Genomic DNA, 17,860 nt, shown 5'->3' with positions numbered 1-17,860 from the left:
GGCCAGTACGTTCATATCTGTCGGCACCAAGCCGATCCAGTCGAGACAGGAGAAGTTCCATGAACAAGATGACCACCGCCATTGTCCTCGCGGCAACGGCAGGCGTGGCCGTCACCGGCATCACCTACGCGTCGGCCGCGTCTGAGCCGGTCGCGAAGGCGGCGCCGGTCGTCCAGAAGGCGGCCCCCGAGGCTGCTCCGGCGGCTGCCGCTCCGGCTGCCGCTCTCGCCCAGGCGCCGCTCGACGGCGGCGCGAAGGGCAACGAGGGCAAGGGCAACGAGGGCCGCGAGGAGCGCCGCGGGCACCGCGAGCACCGCGAGCGGGGCGTGATCCACGTCAACGAGCGGTCGTACTCCGCGGACGACTTCGGCTGCATCACCGTGGTCAGCGGCCTGGGTGCCAAGTCGCTGAACATCCGCAACGACAGCTGGCGGGAAGTCGAGGTCTTCAGCGGCGCGGTCTGCGACAACGGCGCCCCCATCGCCACCGTCGGGCCCCACAGCTCCAGCGACGGCGTTCACCCGAAGCGCGTGCACGAGGGCATCGAGGTCGACGACGGCGTCGTGGGCAGCTTCCGGGTCGTCCACCGCTTCCACGGCGGCGAGGGCCGCGGCGAGGGTCACGGCGAGGACCGTGGCGAGGACCGCGGCGGCTACCGGAACTGAGCCCGACCGGAAATTCCGGAACTGAGCTCGACCGGGACGTCCGGACCTGAGCCAACGGCATGAAGTGGAGCCCCGGCCCGCCGAAATCGGGCCGGGGCACCAACATAGCTATTGTCCTACAGGTTTACGCGTCCTGCACGCGGGTGATGTCTGCCGGGGCGGCGCATAGCGGCCACCCGGTGGTCCAGCTTCGAAAGCGACGCGCAGCCAATCCCCGACGCGCGGCGGATCCAGGCGGTCCTCGACTGCCACTGCCCGCCGCCGAACGGCCGCATGAGCTGCGCACACGACCCGTCTGGTGAAGGCAGTGCAGAGGTCCCGTGCTCCGATCGATCGGAGCGCGGGACCTCTTCATGGCGCCAACGTCGAGGTTGCGTCGCGCGGGATCCGCTTCCCGCAGGTCCGCACAGAGCACGCCCTGGCACCCCGGCCTGTCGGCCGACGCCCCAGCTGCGCGACAACCGTCGCACTGCGCCGATCCGAGCCGGTTCACCGGGCGGGACGCCCGACTCGACGCCACTCCGCTCGCCCCGCCCGGCCTGCCGAGCCCGCCCGTCGGCGACGCTGTCGACCGGCCGTCGACCGGGCCGGCCGCATCACTATGCGGCGATCACCATTCCCATGAAACGACGTGGCCGCCAATAATGCACCCTCGCCGGTCGATGCTCAATTCCGGCTCAAATCCTGGACCTACCCGCGAGTCACGTAACCCGCCGGAACCGTACTGCCCCCTACCAGCACGGATATCCGGCAAAGAAAGTAAACATTCAGTAATGAAATCTGTGCAGAGGTCTATGAATAGCCCTACTGTGTGGCAACTCTCCGCGCTCCGCCCACTCGGAGCCCCCACACACAGAGAGATCGCCCATGGCTTCCCTCAACCAGATCTCGCCGCCCGGCCAGAACACCGGCACCAGCGGGACCGCCCACCGGTCGCTCAAGCGGCACGTCGGCCTCATCGGCCTCATGTGGGCCTCGGTCGGCTCGATCATCGGCTCCGGCTGGCTCTTCGGCGCCAAGAACGCCGTCACCGCCGCCGGCCCCGCGGCCGTCATCTCCTGGGGCATCGGCGCCGTAGCGATCGTGCTGCTGGCCCTCGTACACGCCGAGCTCGGCGGGCTCTTCCCGGTCTCGGGCGGCACCGCGCGCTACCCGCACTACGCCTTCGGCGGCCTGGCCGGCATGTCCTTCGGCTGGTTCTCCTGGCTCCAGGCGGCCACCGTGGCGCCGATCGAGGTCGAGGCCATGATCGGCTACGCCCGGCACTGGTCCTGGGCGGACGGCTTCCTGAACGCCAACAACACCCTCACCACCAGCGGTTTCATCGTCGCCACCCTGTTGATGGCGGTGTTCGTGGCGGTGAACTTCCTCGGTGTGCGGGTGCTCGCCCGCACCAACAGCGTCGCCACGTGGCTGAAGATCTTCGTTCCTCTGTTCACGATCTTCGTGCTCGCCGTGTCGAATTTCCACGGCTCCAACTTCACCTCGCACGGCTTCGCCCCGTTCGGCGCCAAGGGCGTACTCGCGGCGATCAGCTCCAGCGGCATCATCTTCGCCCTGCTGGGCTTCGAGCAGGCCATCCAGATCGCCGGTGAGAGCCGCAACCCCAAGCGCGACATCCCCCGCGCGGTGCTCGGCTCGGTCGCCATCGGCACCCTGATCTACACCCTGCTCCAGGTGGTCTTCATCGGCGCCCTGCCGGTCAGCACCTTCGCCCAAGGCTGGGACAAGCTCGACTTCCCCGGCATCGACGGCCCCTTCGCGGGCCTGGCGACCCTGGTCGGCCTCGGCTGGCTCGCCTGGGTGCTGTACATGGACGCGGTGATCTCCCCCGGCGGCACCGGCCTGATCTACACCACCTCCACCTCGCGCATCTCCTACGGCCTGAGCCGCAACGGCTACGCGCCGCAGAAGTTCGAGCAGCTGGACAAGAACGGTGTGCCGTGGTTCGGCCTGATCATCTCCTTCGTCACCGGCGTGATCTGCTTCCTGCCCTTCCCGAGCTGGCAGGAGCTGGTCGGCTTCATCACCTCCGCCAGCGTGCTGATGTACGCCGGCGCCCCGCTGGCCTTCGGCGCTCTGCGCCGCCGGCTGCCCGAGCGTGAGCGCTCCTACCGGCTGCCGATGGGCGGCGTGATCTCCCCGGCCGCCTTCGTGGTCGCCAGCCTGATCATCTACTGGAGCGGCTGGCACATCCTGTCCCGCCTGGGCATCGCGATCGTGCTCGGCTACGTGCTGCTCGGCGGCTACGCGGCCTACGCCATCAAGAAGGGCCTGCCGAACGCGCCCCGGCTCAACTGGAAGGCCGCCCAGTGGCTGCCGGTCTACCTGCTGGGCCTCGGCCTGATCTCCTGGCAGGGCGGCTTCGGCGACGGCACCGGCCGGATCCCGATGTGGTACGACATGGCCATCGTGGCGGTGTTCTCGCTGTTCATCTACTTCTGGGCGATCCGGGTGGCGCTGCCGGCCGAGGAGATCGAGCGGGAGGTCGCGGACGTCGAGGTGGTCGACGCGGGCGGCCACTGACCTCCTGATCACCCACTGATCCCCGACACCTGACAGGACGGGCCCGCCGGTCGTGCGACCGGCGGGCCCGTCCGCGTGCGTCAGAGGTCGAGCACCGCCCGCAGCACCGCCGCGACCTCGGCCTCCGGGTCGTCGACCGGGCCGGGCGAGCGCCAGGCGACAAAGCCGTCCGGGCGCACCAGAAGCGCGCCGTCCGGGCCGATGCCGTGCAGGGCGGCGAAGTCCGCTCCCGGCTCCGGGGCCAGGTCGTCCTCGGCGCCGTCGCCGATCCGGTAGGCGTCCAGCGGGACGGCCAGCCGATCGGCCGCCCGCCGGGCGCCCTGCTGCCAGGCCGTGCCCCCGGGGCCGGTGAGCAGCACCATCGCCTGCTCGTACAGGTCCAGCGTGGACAGCCGCACGCCCGCGCGCAGCAGCCACTGGTGCGGGGCACGGCTGCCCGGCTCGCCGGCCGACTCGAACTTCTCCGGGACGACCGCGCCGGACGGGTCGGTGCCGAGCACCGCGCCCCGCGGGTAGCGGTAGCCGAGCGCCACCGCCAGCACCCCGGCCTGGCGGCCGACGCCCGGGACCACCGCGTAGCCGGGGTGGCTGTGCTCGGCGGAACGGGCCGAGGCGCGCTCGCTGGTCACCTGGGCGACCGGGCGGCGCTCCTGCCCGTACGTCTCCAACAGGCCGGGCCCGGCCCAGCCGCACAGGACGGCGGCGAGCTTCCAGGCCAGGTTGTGGGCGTCCTGGATGCCGGTGTTGGAGCCGAAGGCACCGGTCGGGGACATCTCGTGGGCCGAGTCCCCGGCGAGGAAGACCCGCCCGGCGCCGTACCGCTCGGCCACCCGTTCGGCGGCGTGCCAGGGCGCCTTGCCGGTCACCTCGACGTCCAGCTCCGGCAGGCCGACGGCGGTGCGGATGTGCCGCTCGCAGCGCTCGTCGGTGAAGGCCTCCAGCGGCTCGCCGTGCTCCGGGTGCCAGGGCGCGTGGAAGACCCACTCCGTCCGGTTGTCCACCGGCAGCAGCGCGCCGTCCGCTTCCGGGTTGGTCAGGTAGCAGGCGATGAAGTGGCGGTCACCGACCACCTCGGCCAGCCGCTTGGTGCGGAAGGTGATGCTGACGTTGTGGAACAGCTCGCCCTTGCCGGTCCGGCCGATGCCCAGGCTCTCGCGGACCGGGCTGCGCGGGCCGTCCGCCGCGATCAGGTACTCCGAGCGCACCACCCGCTCCTCGCCGGTCTCCCGGCTGCGCAGCACCGAGGTCACGCTGTCCGCGTCCTGCTCGAAGGAGACCAGCTCGGTGCTGAACCGCACGTCGCCGCCCAGCTCGCGGGCCGCCCGCAGCAGCACCGGCTCCAGGTCGTTCTGGCTGCACAGGCACCACGAGCTGGGGCTGAATCGGGCCAGCCGCCCGCCCGGGTCGATCTCCCGGAACAGCCACTCCTGTTCCGCTCCGGTCAGCGAGGGCGCCTGGAGGATGCCGTGGTTGGGGGCCAGCACCGAGGCCGCCTCGCGGATCGCCGACTCGATCCCGGCCCCCCGGTACAGCTCCATCGTGCGGACGTTGTTGCCTCGCCCGCGCGGGTGATGCGAGGTGTCGGCGTGCTTCTCGACCAGCAGGTGCCTGACACCCAACCGGCCGAGGAACAGCGAGGCCGACAGCCCGACCAGGGAGCCGCCCACGATCAGGACCGGCACCCGGTCGTCAACCTTCGGATTCATCGATTGCTCCACCCTGTAAGGGGATTCCGCGGCCCGGCTACTGGGCTCGGCGCCGCCCTCGACGGGCCCGCTCAACCGGGGGCCCCGCTCTTCCATCCCCCACCGGAGGGGGGCTGTGCCGCCCCTTCGCCCGGATGGCCCGCAAATCTCGCGCCGCGCCCGGTCGGCCGCTCACGATCGACCTCAGGCCTGGCGCCGACTGCCCCGGGCCGACCACCACCGCACCTTTTCCTCCCCCAGGCCGGAAGCACCCGCCGGACGCGGCCGACACGGCCCGCAGCGTGCGGCCCAGAGCAGAAAGTGGATCATGACAACTCTGTCCGAACCGCAGCCGAAGCAGTACGAAGAGTCCGACACCCGGTTGAGGGTGGTCCTGATGCTGGAGCTCCAGGACGGCGCCCAGCAGCGCTTCCTCGACGTCTACGAACAGCTGCGCCACCAGGTGGCCGCGGTGCCCGGCCATGTCAGCGACCAGCTGTGCCAGTCGATCAACGACCCCCGCCAGTGGCTGATCACCAGCGAGTGGAGTGACCAGGAGACCTTCCTGGAGTGGGTGAACAGCCCGGCCCACCGGGAGATGGTCAAGCCGATGCACGGCTGCGTCAGCGACAACTTCCGCTCGCTGCGCTACACCGTCCTGCGCGAGACCTCGGCGGCCGGCTCCACCGGCACCCGGGCCCCGATGGAGGTCCCGCCCGGGCTCCCGCGCAGCGAGCCCGCCGGGCACGTCGGCCCGCCGAGGGCCGACCCGGGCCCGGACGGCGTGGTCCGCCACGCGCTGACCTTCACCGTCAAGCCCGGCAGTGAGGCCGAGGTGGCCCGCATCCTGGCCGGCTACGCCTCGCCCAAGGCCGAGGTGGACGAGCACACCCGGCTGCGCCGCACCTCGCTGTTCATGCACGGAAACCGGGTGGTCCGGGCGGTCGAGGTGGTCGGCAACCTGGGCGACGCGCTGCGCCACGTGGCGATGCAGCCCGAGGTGCGGGCGGTCGAGGCGGAGCTCAACCCGTACCTGGAGGAGGCCCGTCAGCTGGGCGACCCGATGGCCGCCCGCGCCTTCTTCGCCAAGGCGTCGCTGCCCGCCAGGCACCAGGCGATCGCCAGTTCCCCCGCCTCCGGGCGGCTGCACCGGCACGCCGTGCTGTACCCGGTCCGCCCGGGCCAGGGCCGGGCCGTCGCCGAGCTGCTCTTCGACCACGACAACCTCGCCACCGCCGACCCGACCGGCCCGGTCGCGGCGGCCTTCGTGTTCCAGCGCGAGGACACCGTGGTGCGACTGGTCGACCTGCGGGTGCCGGCCGAGGCCGAGCCGGCGGCCGCGCTGGGCGTGGCGGGCGATCAGGAGGCCGCCGAGCTGGCCGGGCTGCTGGACCTCGGCCCGACGGGCGACCTGCGCACCGTCGCGGGCCTGAACGCGTTCCTCGCCGCCCGCACCATGAGCCCGGTCACCGACCGCAGTTCACAGAGCGACTGACCCGAGCGACTGACCTGGAGGAGATCCATCATGACCACGCAGTACCCGCGGATCATCAACGTCGACGAGGCTCCGGAGAACCGCCGCCACGGCGCCGAGCTGCGCACCATGCTCACCCCTCCCAGCTGCGGGGCGACCAGCGGCTTCATGGGCCTGGCCATCATCAAGCCCGGGGAGCGGATCAACGAGCACTACCACCCGTACTCCGAGGAGTTCGTGTTCGTCGTCTCCGGCGACCTGGAGGTGGACCTGGACGGGGAGACCCGGCCGCTCAAGCCCGACCAGGGCCTGATGATCCCGATCAACATGCGCCACCGGTTCCGCAACGTCGGCGACACCGAGGCCCGGATGGTCTTCCACTGCGGCCCACTCGCCCCGCGCCCCGACCTCGGCCACGTGAGCACCGAGGAGACCGCCGCCTCCGGCCCGCCGGAACACGCCAAGGTGGCCTCGTGACCCGGCGGGTCGCCGTCACGGGGATAGGTGTGGTCGCGCCCGGAGGGATCGGGATACCCGCCTTCTGGGACCTCCTGACGGCCGGCCGCACCGCCACCCGGGGCATCACCCTGTTCGACCCGACCGGGTTCCGGTCCCGGATCGCGGCCGAGTGCGACTTCGACCCGGCGGCCCACGGGCTGACCCCCGAGGAGGTCCGACGGGACGACCGCTACGTGCAGTTCGCGATGGTCGCGGCCGACGAGGCGATCGCCGACGCCGGGCTGGACCTGGCCGCCGAGGACCCGTGGCGGATCGCCGTCTCGCTCGGCACCGCCGTCGGCGGCACCACCCGGCTGGAGCACGACTACGCCCTGGTCAGCGCCGCCGGCGCGCGCTGGGACGTGGACCACCGGCGGGCCGAGCCGCAGCTGCACCGGGCCTTCGCGCCCAGCACGCTGGCCTCCACGGTCGCCGAGCGGGTCGGCGCGCACGGCCCGGTGCAGACCGTCTCCACCGGCTGCACCTCCGGCCTGGACGCGATCGGTTACGGCTTCCAGGCGGTCGAGGAGGGGCGCGCCGACATCTGCGTGGCCGGCGCCTCCGACTCCCCGATCTCGCCGATCACCGTCGCCTGCTTCGACGCCATCAAGGCCACCAGCGAGCGCAACGACGACCCGGAGCACGCCTCCCGCCCCTTCGACGCCCACCGGGACGGCTTCGTCCTCGGCGAGGGCGGCGCCGTCCTGGTGCTGGAGGAACTGGAGCACGCCCGCCGCCGCGGCGCCCGGATCTACGGCGAGGTCAGCGGCTTCGCCACCTTCGGCAACGCGTACCACATGACCGGCCTCACCAAGGAGGGGCTGGAGATGTCCCGGGCGATCGACCACGCGCTCGACCACGCCCGGGTCAACCGCACCGACGTCGACTACGTCAACGCGCACGGCTCGGGCACCAAGCAGAACGACCGGCATGAGACCGCCGCGGTCAAGCGCTCGCTCGGCGGCCACGCCTTCGAGACGCCGATGAGCTCGATCAAGTCGATGGTCGGGCACTCGCTCGGCGCGATCGGCGCCATCGAGGTGGTCGCCTGCACCCTGGCGCTCGCCCACGGCGTAGTGCCGCCGACCGCCAACTACGAGACTCCGGACCCGGAGTGCGACCTCGACTACGTGCCGCGCACCGCGCGCGAGCTGCCGCTGAGCCACATCCTCTCGGTCGGCAGCGGATTCGGCGGATTCCAGTCCGCCGTCGTGCTCAACAGAACGGGGTGAGTTCCATGACGTCACGTCAGCAGGGCCGCCGGGCCGTGGTCACCGGCCTCGGTGTGGTGGCACCGAACGGTGTCGGGGCCGACGCCTTCTGGAAGGCCACCAGGCAGGGCGTGAGCGTCCTCGACCGGATCTCCCGCGAGGGCTGCACCGAGATACCGCTCAAAGTCGCGGGTGAGGTGCGGCAGTTCGATCCCCGGTCGGTGATCGACAGTCGCTTCCTCGTGCAGACCGACCGGTTCACGCACTACGCGATGGCCGCCGCCGACCTGGCGGTGGCGGACGCCGGATTCCGGCCCGACCCCGAACAGCCCTTCGCGGTCGGCGTGGTGACCGCGGCCGGCTCCGGCGGCGGCGAGTTCGGCCAGCGCGAGCTCCAGCAGCTCTGGGGCCAGGGGCCGAAGTTCGTCGGACCGTACCAGTCCATCGCCTGGTTCTACGCGGCCAGCACCGGCCAGATCTCGATCCGCGGCGGCTACAAGGGCCCGTGCGGGGTGGTCGCCAGCGACGAGGCCGGCGGCCTGGACGCGATCGCGCACGCCGCCCGCTCGATCGAGCGCGGTACCGACGCGGTGGTGGTCGGCGCCGCCGAGGCCCCGCTGGCGCCGTACTCGATGGTCTGCCAGCTCGGCTACCCCGAACTGAGCCTGTCCGACCAACCCGACGCGGCCTACCTGCCGTTCACCGCGCAGGCCTGCGGCTTCGCCCCCGCCGAGGGCGGCGCGATGCTGCTGCTGGAGGACGAGCAGTCGGCCCGGCGGCGCGGCGCCAACATCCGGGCGCACCTGGCCGGGCACGGCGCCACCTTCACCGGGGCCTCCCGCTGGGAGGAGTCCCGGGACGGGCTGGCCGCCGCGATCCGGATCGCGCTGGACGAGGCCCGGACGGCGCCCGAGGAGATCGACGTGGTCTTCGCGGACGCCCTCGCAGTCCCCACCGCCGACCGGGCCGAGGCCCTCGCGCTGGCCGACGCGCTCGGCCCGGACGTCGAACGCATCCCGGTTACCGCGCCCAAGTCCGGTACGGGGCGGGCCTACTGCGGCGCCCCGATGCTGGACGTGGCCGCCGCCGTACTGGCCATGGAGGACGGCGTGCTGCCGCCCACCCCCAACGTCACCGAGGTCTGCCACGACCTCGCCCTGGTGACAGGCCGCGCCCGCCCGGCCGAGCTGCGCACCGCGCTGGTGCTCAGCCGCGGGCTGATGGGCTCCAACTCCGCACTGGTGCTCCGGCGCGGGGAGCAGCCCTGAACCTCGGCCCTGTACCTCTGCTCCGGACCGGGTCTGGCCTCCCGGCCCTGAACCACCCCGTCACACCTCCGAAGGGAAACCACGTGAGCAACAACCTCAGCTATCCCGAGCTGGCCGCCCTGCTCCAGGCCCGGGCCGGCGTCATCGTCGACCCCGGCGACCTGGAGCAGCCGGGCGCGCAGTTCGAGGAGTTCGGCGTCGACTCGCTCGGACTGCTCGGCGTCGTCGGCGAGTTGGAGAACCGGCACGGCTTCAAGGTCACCTCCGGCGCCGAGTCCGCCAAGACCCCGGCCGAGTTCATGGACCTGGTCAACGCTTCCCTCGTCACGAAGGCTGGTGCCTGAGATGCCCGGACACACCGACAACGAGATCGTCATCAACGCCCCGCTCGACCTGGTCTGGGAGATGACCAACGACCTGGAGAACTGGCCGCAGCTGTTCAGCGAGTACGCCTCGGTGGAGGTGCTGGAGCGGGACGGCGACCGGGTGCGGTTCCGACTCACCATGCACCCGGACGAGAACGGCATGGTGTGGAGCTGGGTCTCCGAGCGCACCACCGACAAGTCCTCGCTCGCGGTCAACGCCCGCCGGGTCGAGCCCGGCCCGTTCGAGTTCATGGAGATCCGCTGGGAGTACGCGGAGGTCCCGGCCGGCACCAGGATGCGCTGGATCCAGGACTTCGCGATGAAGCCCACCGCCCCGGTTGACGACAAGGGCATGGTCAACCACATCAACAGGAACTCCCGGATCCAGATGCAGCTGATCCGCGAGAAGGTCGAGAAGCGGGCGGCCGAGCAATGACCGGAACCCACCGCGCCCTGATCGTCGCCCGGATGAAGCCCGAGGCGGCCCCGGACATCGCCGAGGTGTTCGCCGAGTCCGACCGCGGCGAACTGCCGCACCTGATCGGCGTCACCGGCCGCAGCCTCTTCCAGTTCGGCGACGTCTACCTGCACCTGATCGAGGCCGACCGCCCGCCGGGCCCGGCCGTCGCCAAGGTCATCGGCCACCCGGAGTTCCGGGCCGTCAGCGACCGCCTGACCGCCTTCGTCCAGGCCTACGACCCGGCCACCTGGCGCGAGCCGAAGGACGCGATGGCGCGCGAGTTCTACCGCTGGGAGCGCTGACCCCCCGCTCCCCGCTGCTCTCACTGTGGGCCCGCCCCTGGCCGTGCGCCGGGGGCGGGCCCAGTCCGTACCACCCCGCACCCGCACCGATTCACCCGGATCGCCGAGGCACCCGGGTGAACTCTCCCGGGACTCCACCCGAAGGGCGCACAGTCAGTACCGGTGCTGCCACGCTCCGGTGGCAGGCGGCCGCAAGGTGGTTGACGGTGGATCAGGCGCCACTACCCGCGAGTCCCCTTGACCGGCACCCTGCCGGCGATCGCGGCCCTCGCGCCGGAAGGATCAACCTCATGCGTACTGCACGCACGCTCCTCGCCGGGGCGGCCGTCGCCGCCGTCCTCACCGCCGGCGCCCCCATGGCCTTCGCCGACGGCTCCTCCGACCTGGGCAAGAACCTCACTTGGCAGGAGAAGCAGTCCGACAGGGGCGACGAAGGCCGCGGCAATGAAGGCCGCGGCGACGAAGGCCGCGGCAATGAAGGCCGCGGCAATGAAGGCCGCGGTAACGAAGGCCGCGGTAACGAAGGCCGGGGCAACGAAGGCCGGGGCAACGAAGGCCGCGGCAATGAAGGCCGCGGTAACGAAGGCCGCGGTAACGAAGGCCGGGGCAACGAAGGCCGGGGCAACGAAGGCCGCGGCAACGAAGGCCGCGGCAACGAAGGCCGAGGCAACGAAGGCCGCGGTGAGGACCACAAGTCCCCGCACGGCGGCGTGCACACCGGCGGTGGCGGTCTGGCGCTGTCCGGTGGCGGCCTGGCCTCCGGCGCGGTGCTGCTGCTCGGCGGCCTCGGGGCCGGCGCCTACGCGCTGCGCCGCGGCCGCCGCACGTCCGGCGCCGCCGCCGTCTGAGCCTGCCACCGCCGCCTCTGGGCGCCTCCCCCGGCCGGGGTGAGGCGCACGGAGGCGGCGGGTCATTGCGGAACAGGCCCAGGCGGTTCCGGTGGTTCCAGCGGAACTTCGAGCGGAGGACAGGAATGACGGGCGGTCCCGGCTCCGGAATGCCCCGGCTGCTGCGCACGGCGATGGGAGCGGCAGCGGTCGGCCTGCTGCTGATCTACAACTCGGTGGCCCCCCGGCCGAGCGGCGACTCGGCCGCCGGCCAGGCCGCCCCCCCGGCGGCCGCCGCACCCGCCGCACCGGCCGCACCGGCGCAGTCGGCGCCGTCGGCGTCCGCCACCGCGGCCTCGAAGGGTGTCCCGGCGGCCGCACCGGGCTCGCCGGCGCTGAAGCCGTCCAAGCCGACCCGGCTGCGGATCCCGCAGATCGCGGTGAACGCGCCGTTCACCGAACTCACCCTCGACCCGGCCGGCCAGCTCAACGCCCCGCCGCCGGACGACAAGAACCTGGTCGGCTGGTACCGGGACGGGGTCACCCCGGGCGAGCGCGGCAGCGCGGTCGTCGCCGGCCACGTCGACACCACCAAGGGCCCGGCGGTGTTCCTGCTGCTGAGCCTGCTGCGGCCCGGCAACAAGGTCGAGGTGAGCCGGGCGGACGGCACGGTCGCGGTGTTCTCCGTCGACTCGGTGGAGACCTTCGCCAAGAACGCCTTCCCGGACCAGAAGGTGTACGGGAAGACCCCGGACGCCCAACTGCGGCTGATCACCTGCGGCGGCGCCTACGACAAGCAGCGGCGGGACTACCTGAACAACGTGGTGGTCTTCGCCCACCTGGAGTCCTCGCACAAGGCCTGAGCGCACAAGGCCCGAGCGCGCGGGCCCGCCGGCAAGACCGACGGCCGCTGCTCCCCGGAGAGTCGGGGAGCAGCGGCCGTCGGGGTTTCGGGTCAGCCGCGGACGACGGACTCGAAGGCGTGCAGGTAGGGGTTGACCGGGCGGACGGCGGTGACGTCCAGGCCGGCCTCCGCCATCAGGCCGACCATGCTCTCCTCGGAGTGCTTGGCGCCGCCGACGTTGAGCATCAGCATCAGGTCCATCGCGGTGGTGAAGCGCATCGACGGGCTGTTGTCGACCAGGTTCTCCACCACGACGACGCGGGCGCCGGGGCGGGCCACGGCGACGACGTTGGCGAGGGTGCGGCGGGTGCTCTCGTCGTCCCACTCCAGGATGTTCTTGATGATGTAGAGGTCGGCGCGGACCGGGATCTCCACCCGGCAGTCGCCCGGCACCAGGCGGGCGCGGGTGGAGAAGGCGCCGCCGTCCTGCAGCCGGGAGTCGGCGCCGGCCACCACCTTGGGCAGGTCGAGCAGGGTACCGTGCAGGGCCGGGTGCTTCTCCAGCAGGCTGACCAGCACGTGGCCCTGGCCGCCGCCGATGTCCGCGACCGAGTCGATACCTGTGAGGTCCAGGTAGTCGGCGAAGTCCTGGGCGGACTGCCGGCTGGAGGTGGTCATCGCCTTGTCGAAGACCTTGGCCGAGTCGCCCGCGTCGCTGTGCAGGTAGTCGAAGAACTCCTTGCCGAACAGGTCGGGGAAGACGTTGCGGCCGGAGCGGACCGCCTCGTCCAGCTTCGGCCAGGCCTCCCAGGTCCACGGCTCGGTGCACCAGAGGGAGATGTAGCGCAGCGAGTTGGGGGCGTCCTCGCGCAGCAGGCGGGACATCTCGGTGTGCTCGAAGCGGTCCTCGGAGGTCTCGGCGAAGATCCCGTAGCAGGTGAGCGCGCGCAGCAGGCGGCGCAGCTGGCGGGGTTCGGTGTCGAGCCTGTCCGCGAGTTCGGTGACGCCGGCCGGGGTGTCGCCGAGCACGTCGGCGACGCCGAGCCGGACGGCCGCGCGGACGGCGGCGGCGCAGGCGGCGCCGAAGACGAGCTCGCGCAGGCGCATCGCGGCCTGTGGGGTGGCGTTGGTGGGTGCGGTGGTCATGGGCGGTCCCTGTGGGTGTGTGGGGCTCGGGTCTGCGGGCGCTCGGGTGTGCGGGGCTCAGCAGCGGCCGGACGGCTGGGAGAGCGAGCAGGTGTTGCGGCTGTAGGAGTTGTCGGTGCCGGTGTCGCGGTCGGCGAGGTCGGCCGGGCCGTTGCCGCTCAGGCGGTTGTCGGCGATGGTCGCCCGGGTGTTGGGGATGCCGACGACGCTCTTGAAGAGGACGATGCCGCCGGAGAAGTCCGAGGTGCCGACGTTGTCGTGGACCTCGTTGTCGGTCACCCGGGTGTCCTCGGTGCCGGTGAGCACGATGCCGGCGCCCTGGATGGCGCCCAGCCGCGGGTTGGCCGGGCAGAACTTGTTGTTGGCGACCACCCGGTTGTGCCGGACGTCCAGGTCCCCGGCGCGGGGAACGCCCTCGTCGCCGACCACGAAGACGCCGGCGCAGTTGCCGCTGATCTCGTTGCCCTCGACGGTCAGCACGCGCAGCCGGCGGACGGTGACGCCGACCCGGTTCCCGGTGAGCTCGTTGCCCTGGACGACGGTGCCCCCGGTGTCGGGCGCGCCGCCCTCGCGGTAGGCGTAGTTGGCGAGGAAGACGCCGGACTGGCCGTTGTCGATCGAGCGGTTGCCGATGATGGCGGCCTTGGTCGAGATCTCCTGGCTGATGCCCTGCTGGGCGTTGTCGTGGACGTAGGTGGCGCGGACGGTCAGGCGGGTGGTGCCGCTGGCGTCGATGCCGTTCTTGCGGAAGCCGGTGACGGCGAGGGACTCGATGGTGACGCCGGGCAGCGGGGCCTGCTCGGTGCCGACCACGCAGACGCCGTGCCCGGCGGTGGCGCAGGCGTTCTCCGTACCGTCCCCGGGGGTGATCACGCTGAGGGCGCCTGCGCCGCGCAGGGTCAGGTCGGGGGTGGCGATGCGGACGCTGCCACGGTAGGTACCCGGGAGCAGCTGGACGGTGTCGCCGGGCTTCGCGGCGTCGACGGCCCGCTGAATCGATTCGCCTGGCTGGACGAGGTGCAGGGCACCGCCGGAGGCGTGGGCCGCGGGGGCGGCGGCCAGGGTGGCGAGGGCGGTGGTCAGGGCGGTGGCGGCGGCGGTGGCCGCGGCAAGGTGGTGGACCCGACGCGTGGGCATGAGTGGTGACCTGTCTTTCGGCGCGCGTGCTGTGGCGGGGTGCGGGGTGCTCGGGGGACCTCGGGGAGTCGGTCCGACGTGGTGCGTCTGACGCGGTGTGTGCGGGTGGTGACGGCCGGTGGGTACGGCCGAGTCGACGGTACGGGCGTCCGGGTGGGCCCGCCACCAGGGCTGGGCTGCGGGACTGACGGGGCGTCGGCCGCCGGTGGGACGCTCCGGCGTGGCGTGCATGACCGCCGGGAGGTCGGGCCGCGAACCGGCCCGGTCCGGGTCCGTGACATCCTCGGGGTCATGAGCACCGCGTCCGTACCGTCCGCCGCCACCGTCCGCAACCCGATCGGCGCCCACGTCCCGGTGGCCGCCCGTGGCCTGGCCGGGACGGGACTGGCGTACGCGCGGAAGGTCGGCGCGGAGACGGTGCAGGTGTTCGTGGCCAATCCGCGCGGCTGGGCCACTCCGCCGGGCAATCCGGCGCAGGACGAGGAGTTCCGCACCGCCTGTGCCGAGCAGGGCATCCCGGCGTGGGTGCACGCGCCGTACCTGATCAACTTCGGATCGGACAATCCGACCACCCGGGAGCGCTCGGCGGACTCGCTGCGGCACTCGCTGCGCCGCGGCCACGCGATCGGCGCGCTCGGCGTCGTCCTGCACACCGGCTCGGCGGTCGGTACGGCGCGCGGCGGCGGCTCCCGCCGGGCCGAGGCGATGGCCCAGGTCCGGGCGGACGTCCGGCCACTGCTGGACGAGCTGGACGCGCTCGGCGAGGACGCGCCCCGGCTGCTGCTGGAGCCCACCGCCGGTCAGGGCAGCTCGCTCTGCTCCCGGATGGAGGAGCTGGCCGAGTACGTGGAGGCGCTGGACGGGCACCCCAGGGTGGGCGTCTGCCTGGACACCTGCCACGCCTTCGCCGCCGGGCACGACCTGGCCGTACCCGGCGGGGTGACGGCCGCGCTGGACGCGCTGGCCTCGGCCGCCGGTCCCGGCCGGCTGCGGCTGATCCACGCCAACGACTCGGAGGACGTGGTGGGCGCCCGCAAGGACCGGCACGCCAACATCGGTGCGGGGATGATCGGCGCGGAGCCGTTCCGGGAGCTGTTCGAGCACCCGGAGACGGCCGGGGTGCCGCTGCTGGTGGAGACCCCGGACCGCAAGCACGGCGGGGACGGCACCGGGCACGCGCTGGACATCGCGGTGCTGAAGGAACTGCGCGAACGGGCCGCGGGCCGGGTCTGAAGCTGCGTGGTGGCCGGGGCGGCTGTCCCGTTCGGCCGCTGTCCCCGATCCGCTGCTGAGCGGACAGCCGTGAGCCCGGGAGCCGACGGGCGGCCTCCGGGCTCGGGGTTCAGCGGGATCAGCAGCCGCAGTCGCTCTCGCTGTCGCTGTGCTCGTGGAAGTTGAACCACTTGGCGTGCGGTCCGAACAGGCCGACGCCCGCGGAGCCGGACTCCAGGCTCTGCCCGGACGACTGCGCCGACATCTGGTGGCCCCCCGCCATCGCCGAGGTCGGCGCGGCCGCGATGGCGGCACCTGTCACGACGGCGATCACGGCGAGCTTGCGGATCTTCCCAGGAAGCGACATCTGATGTCCTTTTGGTTCGTCTGGTTCGTCTCTGGTCCTCAACCCGCTTCTCCGAACGGCCAGTTCGACCGCGCGGTGGCGCGGGCCGCACCCCACCGGGGAGGCGCCGCGCCAAGGTTGGCACACGAACACGCACCGACGGGCGCGCGCCGCAACCGCGCTGGGGCATCCAGGTGACGCATCTCCCCCGCCCGGCCGAACCACCCCATTCCGGGTCGAACGGCCTCGCAGGGGGCACCGGACGAGTGCCCGTCCGACCGGCGTACGGCCGTAAGTCTTGCGGCGATCCGGCGGGCTGGACGAACAAATCCCATCGATTTGGTGCAAGGTACCGCCCGGCCCGAGCATGAACGGTCGCTCCACCGAGCGCGAGCAGGACCACGAAAGGCGCACCACCCTCATGCAGACCAGCCCCGCCGAACCCCGGCAGGCGACCCGACCGAGCGGCCCGCGAACCCCGGCCCCGGTCGATGCGAGACCCTCGAAGAACGGCCGCTTCGGGCTGCCGACCGCCACCGCCCTGGTGATGGGCAACATCATCGGCGGCGGCATCTTCATGATCCCGGCCGCCGTGGCGCCGTACGGGACGGTCAGCCTGCTCGCCTTCGTCGTCCTCACCGTGGGCGCGATCGCACTGGCCCTGGTCTTCGGACAGCTGGCCCGCCGCAACCCGCGCACCGGCGGGCCGTACGTCTACGCCCGCGAGGCCTTCGGGGACTTCGCCGGCTTCCTGTCGGCCTGGTCGTACTGGATCACCACCTGGGTCAGCAACGCCGCGCTCGCCGTGGCCGCCGTCGGCTACCTGGACGTGCTGCTGCCGGTCGGCCACTCGACCGCGCTGAGCATCACCGCCGCGCTGGCCTTCCAGTGGCTGCCCGCGCTGGCCAACCTGGCCGGCACGAAGTACGTCGGGGCGGTCCAACTCGTCTCCACCGTCCTGAAGTTCATCCCGCTGGCGCTGGTCGCGGTGGGCGGCCTGTTCTTCTTCGACCCGAAGAACCTCGGGCCCTTCGACGGCAACGGCCAGGGCTGGATGGGCGGCATGACCGCCGCCGCGGCGATCCTGCTGTTCAGCTACCTGGGCGTGGAGTCGGCCGCGATGAGCGCCGGTCAGGTCCGTGACCCGGAGCGCAACGTCGGCCGGGCCAGCGTGCTCGGCACCACCGGCGCGGCCGTGGTCTACCTGCTGGGCACCGTCGCCGTGTTCGGCACCGTCGCCCACGAGCAGCTGATCCACTCCGCCGCGCCCTTCTCGGACGCCGTGAACGCCATGTTCGGCGGCTCCTGGGGCGGCACGGTGATCGCCGTCGCCGCGCTCGTCTCGATGACCGGCGCGCTCAACGGCTGGACCCTGCTGGCCGCCCAGGCGCCGTACGCGGCCGCCAAGGACGGCCTGTTCCCGGCCGCCTTCGGCAAGGAGAAGCGCGGCGTACCGACCTTCGGCGTGATCGTCAGCGTCGCCCTGGCCTCGGTGCTGACCGTCCTCAACTTCGCCAGCGGCGCCAAGGGCGCGTTCGACATGCTGATCCTGGTCACCACCTTCACCGCCACCGTCCCCTACCTGCTCTCCACCGCCGCCCAGCTCTACTGGCTGGTCCGCGGCGCGACCGACAAGGTCGACACCACCCACCTGGTCCGCGACGCCGTCCTCGGCCTCGGCGCCTTCGCCTTCTCCATCTGGCTCCTCGCCGGCGCCGGCTACGCCGCCGTCTACCAGGGCGTCCTCTTCCTCTTCGCAGGCATCCTGGTCTACGTCTGGCTCGCCGGCCGCCGCCGGGCCGACGGCTCGACGGGCGACGCCGTCAACGCCTCCGACGCCTCCGACGCCGCTGCCGCTGCCGCTTCCTGACCCGAACAGCCCGGCCGGCCTTGA

General features: G+C 72.3%; 17 protein-coding genes. 13 read left to right on the top strand and 4 right to left on the bottom strand.

The window, feature by feature from the left end; translation table 11 throughout:
- The first annotated feature begins 59 nt into the window (after window positions 1-59).
- Both ACZ3UD_RS12805 and ACZ3UD_RS12800 read left to right on the top strand, forming a co-directional pair.
- Window positions 60-665 carry a hypothetical protein gene (locus tag ACZ3UD_RS12805; RefSeq protein WP_465585666.1) on the top strand — a complete coding sequence of 202 codons (606 nt, stop codon included), beginning with the start codon at window positions 60-62 and terminating at the stop codon, window positions 663-665.
- 867 nt (window positions 666-1,532) lie between these two features.
- Window positions 1,533-3,191 (top strand): APC family permease, encoded by a 1,659-nt coding sequence (locus ACZ3UD_RS12800; RefSeq protein ID WP_465585665.1) that lies wholly within the window; start codon window positions 1,533-1,535, stop codon window positions 3,189-3,191.
- Window positions 3,192-3,271: 80 nt separating this feature from the next.
- Here ACZ3UD_RS12800 and ACZ3UD_RS12795 read toward each other — a convergent pair whose 3' ends face one another.
- Entirely contained in the window at window positions 3,272-4,897 is a 1,626-nt protein-coding gene (locus tag ACZ3UD_RS12795) for an FAD-dependent oxidoreductase (protein WP_465585663.1), read from the bottom strand.
- A 307-nt stretch (window positions 4,898-5,204) separates the two neighbouring features.
- Here ACZ3UD_RS12795 and ACZ3UD_RS12790 point away from each other — a divergent pair, with 307 nt between their 5' ends.
- The 9 genes from ACZ3UD_RS12790 (at window position 5,205) to ACZ3UD_RS12750 (ending at window position 12,144) form a co-directional block, all read left to right on the top strand.
- The gene (locus tag ACZ3UD_RS12790; protein WP_465585662.1) at window positions 5,205-6,371 is read left to right on the top strand and encodes a SchA/CurD-like domain-containing protein; all 1,167 of its coding nucleotides are present in this window, start codon (window positions 5,205-5,207) and stop codon (window positions 6,369-6,371) included.
- 30 nt (window positions 6,372-6,401) lie between these two features.
- Entirely contained in the window at window positions 6,402-6,827 is a 426-nt protein-coding gene (locus tag ACZ3UD_RS12785) for a cupin domain-containing protein (protein ID WP_465585661.1), read from the top strand.
- A complete protein-coding gene (locus ACZ3UD_RS12780) occupies window positions 6,824-8,080 on the top strand; it encodes a beta-ketoacyl-[acyl-carrier-protein] synthase family protein (protein ID WP_465585659.1) in 1,257 nt (418 codons plus the stop codon). The genes ACZ3UD_RS12785 and ACZ3UD_RS12780 overlap by 4 nt, the downstream gene beginning before the upstream one ends.
- A gap of 5 nt (window positions 8,081-8,085) precedes the next feature.
- On the top strand, window positions 8,086-9,327 hold the full coding sequence (locus tag ACZ3UD_RS12775) for a beta-ketoacyl synthase N-terminal-like domain-containing protein (protein ID WP_465585658.1): 1,242 nt from the start codon (window positions 8,086-8,088) through the stop codon (window positions 9,325-9,327).
- Window positions 9,328-9,410: 83 nt separating this feature from the next.
- Window positions 9,411-9,671 carry an acyl carrier protein gene (locus tag ACZ3UD_RS12770; RefSeq protein ID WP_465585656.1) on the top strand — a complete coding sequence of 87 codons (261 nt, stop codon included), beginning with the start codon at window positions 9,411-9,413 and terminating at the stop codon, window positions 9,669-9,671.
- A 1-nt stretch (window position 9,672) separates the two neighbouring features.
- Complete coding sequence (locus tag ACZ3UD_RS12765) at window positions 9,673-10,128, top strand: SRPBCC family protein (protein ID WP_465585654.1); 456 nt, start codon at window positions 9,673-9,675, stop codon at window positions 10,126-10,128.
- On the top strand, window positions 10,125-10,454 hold the full coding sequence (locus tag ACZ3UD_RS12760) for a TcmI family type II polyketide cyclase (RefSeq protein ID WP_465585652.1): 330 nt from the start codon (window positions 10,125-10,127) through the stop codon (window positions 10,452-10,454). The genes ACZ3UD_RS12765 and ACZ3UD_RS12760 overlap by 4 nt, the downstream gene beginning before the upstream one ends.
- Window positions 10,455-10,744: 290 nt before the next feature.
- Window positions 10,745-11,302, top strand: a complete 558-nt coding sequence (locus ACZ3UD_RS12755; protein ID WP_465585650.1) for a hypothetical protein — start codon at window positions 10,745-10,747, stop codon at window positions 11,300-11,302.
- A gap of 125 nt (window positions 11,303-11,427) precedes the next feature.
- Complete coding sequence (locus tag ACZ3UD_RS12750; protein ID WP_465585649.1) at window positions 11,428-12,144, top strand: class F sortase; 717 nt, start codon at window positions 11,428-11,430, stop codon at window positions 12,142-12,144.
- 92 nt (window positions 12,145-12,236) lie between these two features.
- Here the strand turns inward: ACZ3UD_RS12750 and ACZ3UD_RS12745 are convergent, their stop codons facing one another.
- Together ACZ3UD_RS12745 and ACZ3UD_RS12740 are read right to left on the bottom strand one after the other, a co-directional pair.
- Entirely contained in the window at window positions 12,237-13,271 is a 1,035-nt protein-coding gene (locus tag ACZ3UD_RS12745; RefSeq protein WP_465585648.1) for a methyltransferase, read from the bottom strand.
- 57 nt (window positions 13,272-13,328) lie between these two features.
- Window positions 13,329-14,408, bottom strand: coding sequence for a right-handed parallel beta-helix repeat-containing protein (locus tag ACZ3UD_RS12740; RefSeq protein WP_465585646.1), 1,080 nt, complete (start codon window positions 14,406-14,408; stop codon window positions 13,329-13,331).
- Between the two features lie 291 nt (window positions 14,409-14,699).
- Here ACZ3UD_RS12740 and ACZ3UD_RS12735 point away from each other — a divergent pair, with 291 nt between their 5' ends.
- Window positions 14,700-15,641, top strand: coding sequence for a deoxyribonuclease IV (locus ACZ3UD_RS12735; RefSeq protein WP_465585645.1), 942 nt, complete (start codon window positions 14,700-14,702; stop codon window positions 15,639-15,641).
- A gap of 118 nt (window positions 15,642-15,759) precedes the next feature.
- On the opposite strand, the gene ACZ3UD_RS12730 is transcribed toward ACZ3UD_RS12735, so the two are convergent.
- The gene (locus ACZ3UD_RS12730) at window positions 15,760-15,987 is read right to left on the bottom strand and encodes a hypothetical protein (protein WP_465585644.1); all 228 of its coding nucleotides are present in this window, start codon (window positions 15,985-15,987) and stop codon (window positions 15,760-15,762) included.
- A 400-nt stretch (window positions 15,988-16,387) separates the two neighbouring features.
- Between ACZ3UD_RS12730 and ACZ3UD_RS12725 the strand changes: the two genes are divergently transcribed.
- A complete protein-coding gene (locus ACZ3UD_RS12725) occupies window positions 16,388-17,836 on the top strand; it encodes an amino acid permease (RefSeq protein WP_465585863.1) in 1,449 nt (482 codons plus the stop codon).
- Window positions 17,837-17,860 lie beyond the last annotated feature (24 nt).

Source organism: Kitasatospora sp. NPDC023118 (assembly GCF_055560875.1).
The sequence above is the reverse complement of the archived record's forward strand: the minus strand, read 5'-3'. Positions and strand labels throughout refer to the sequence as shown.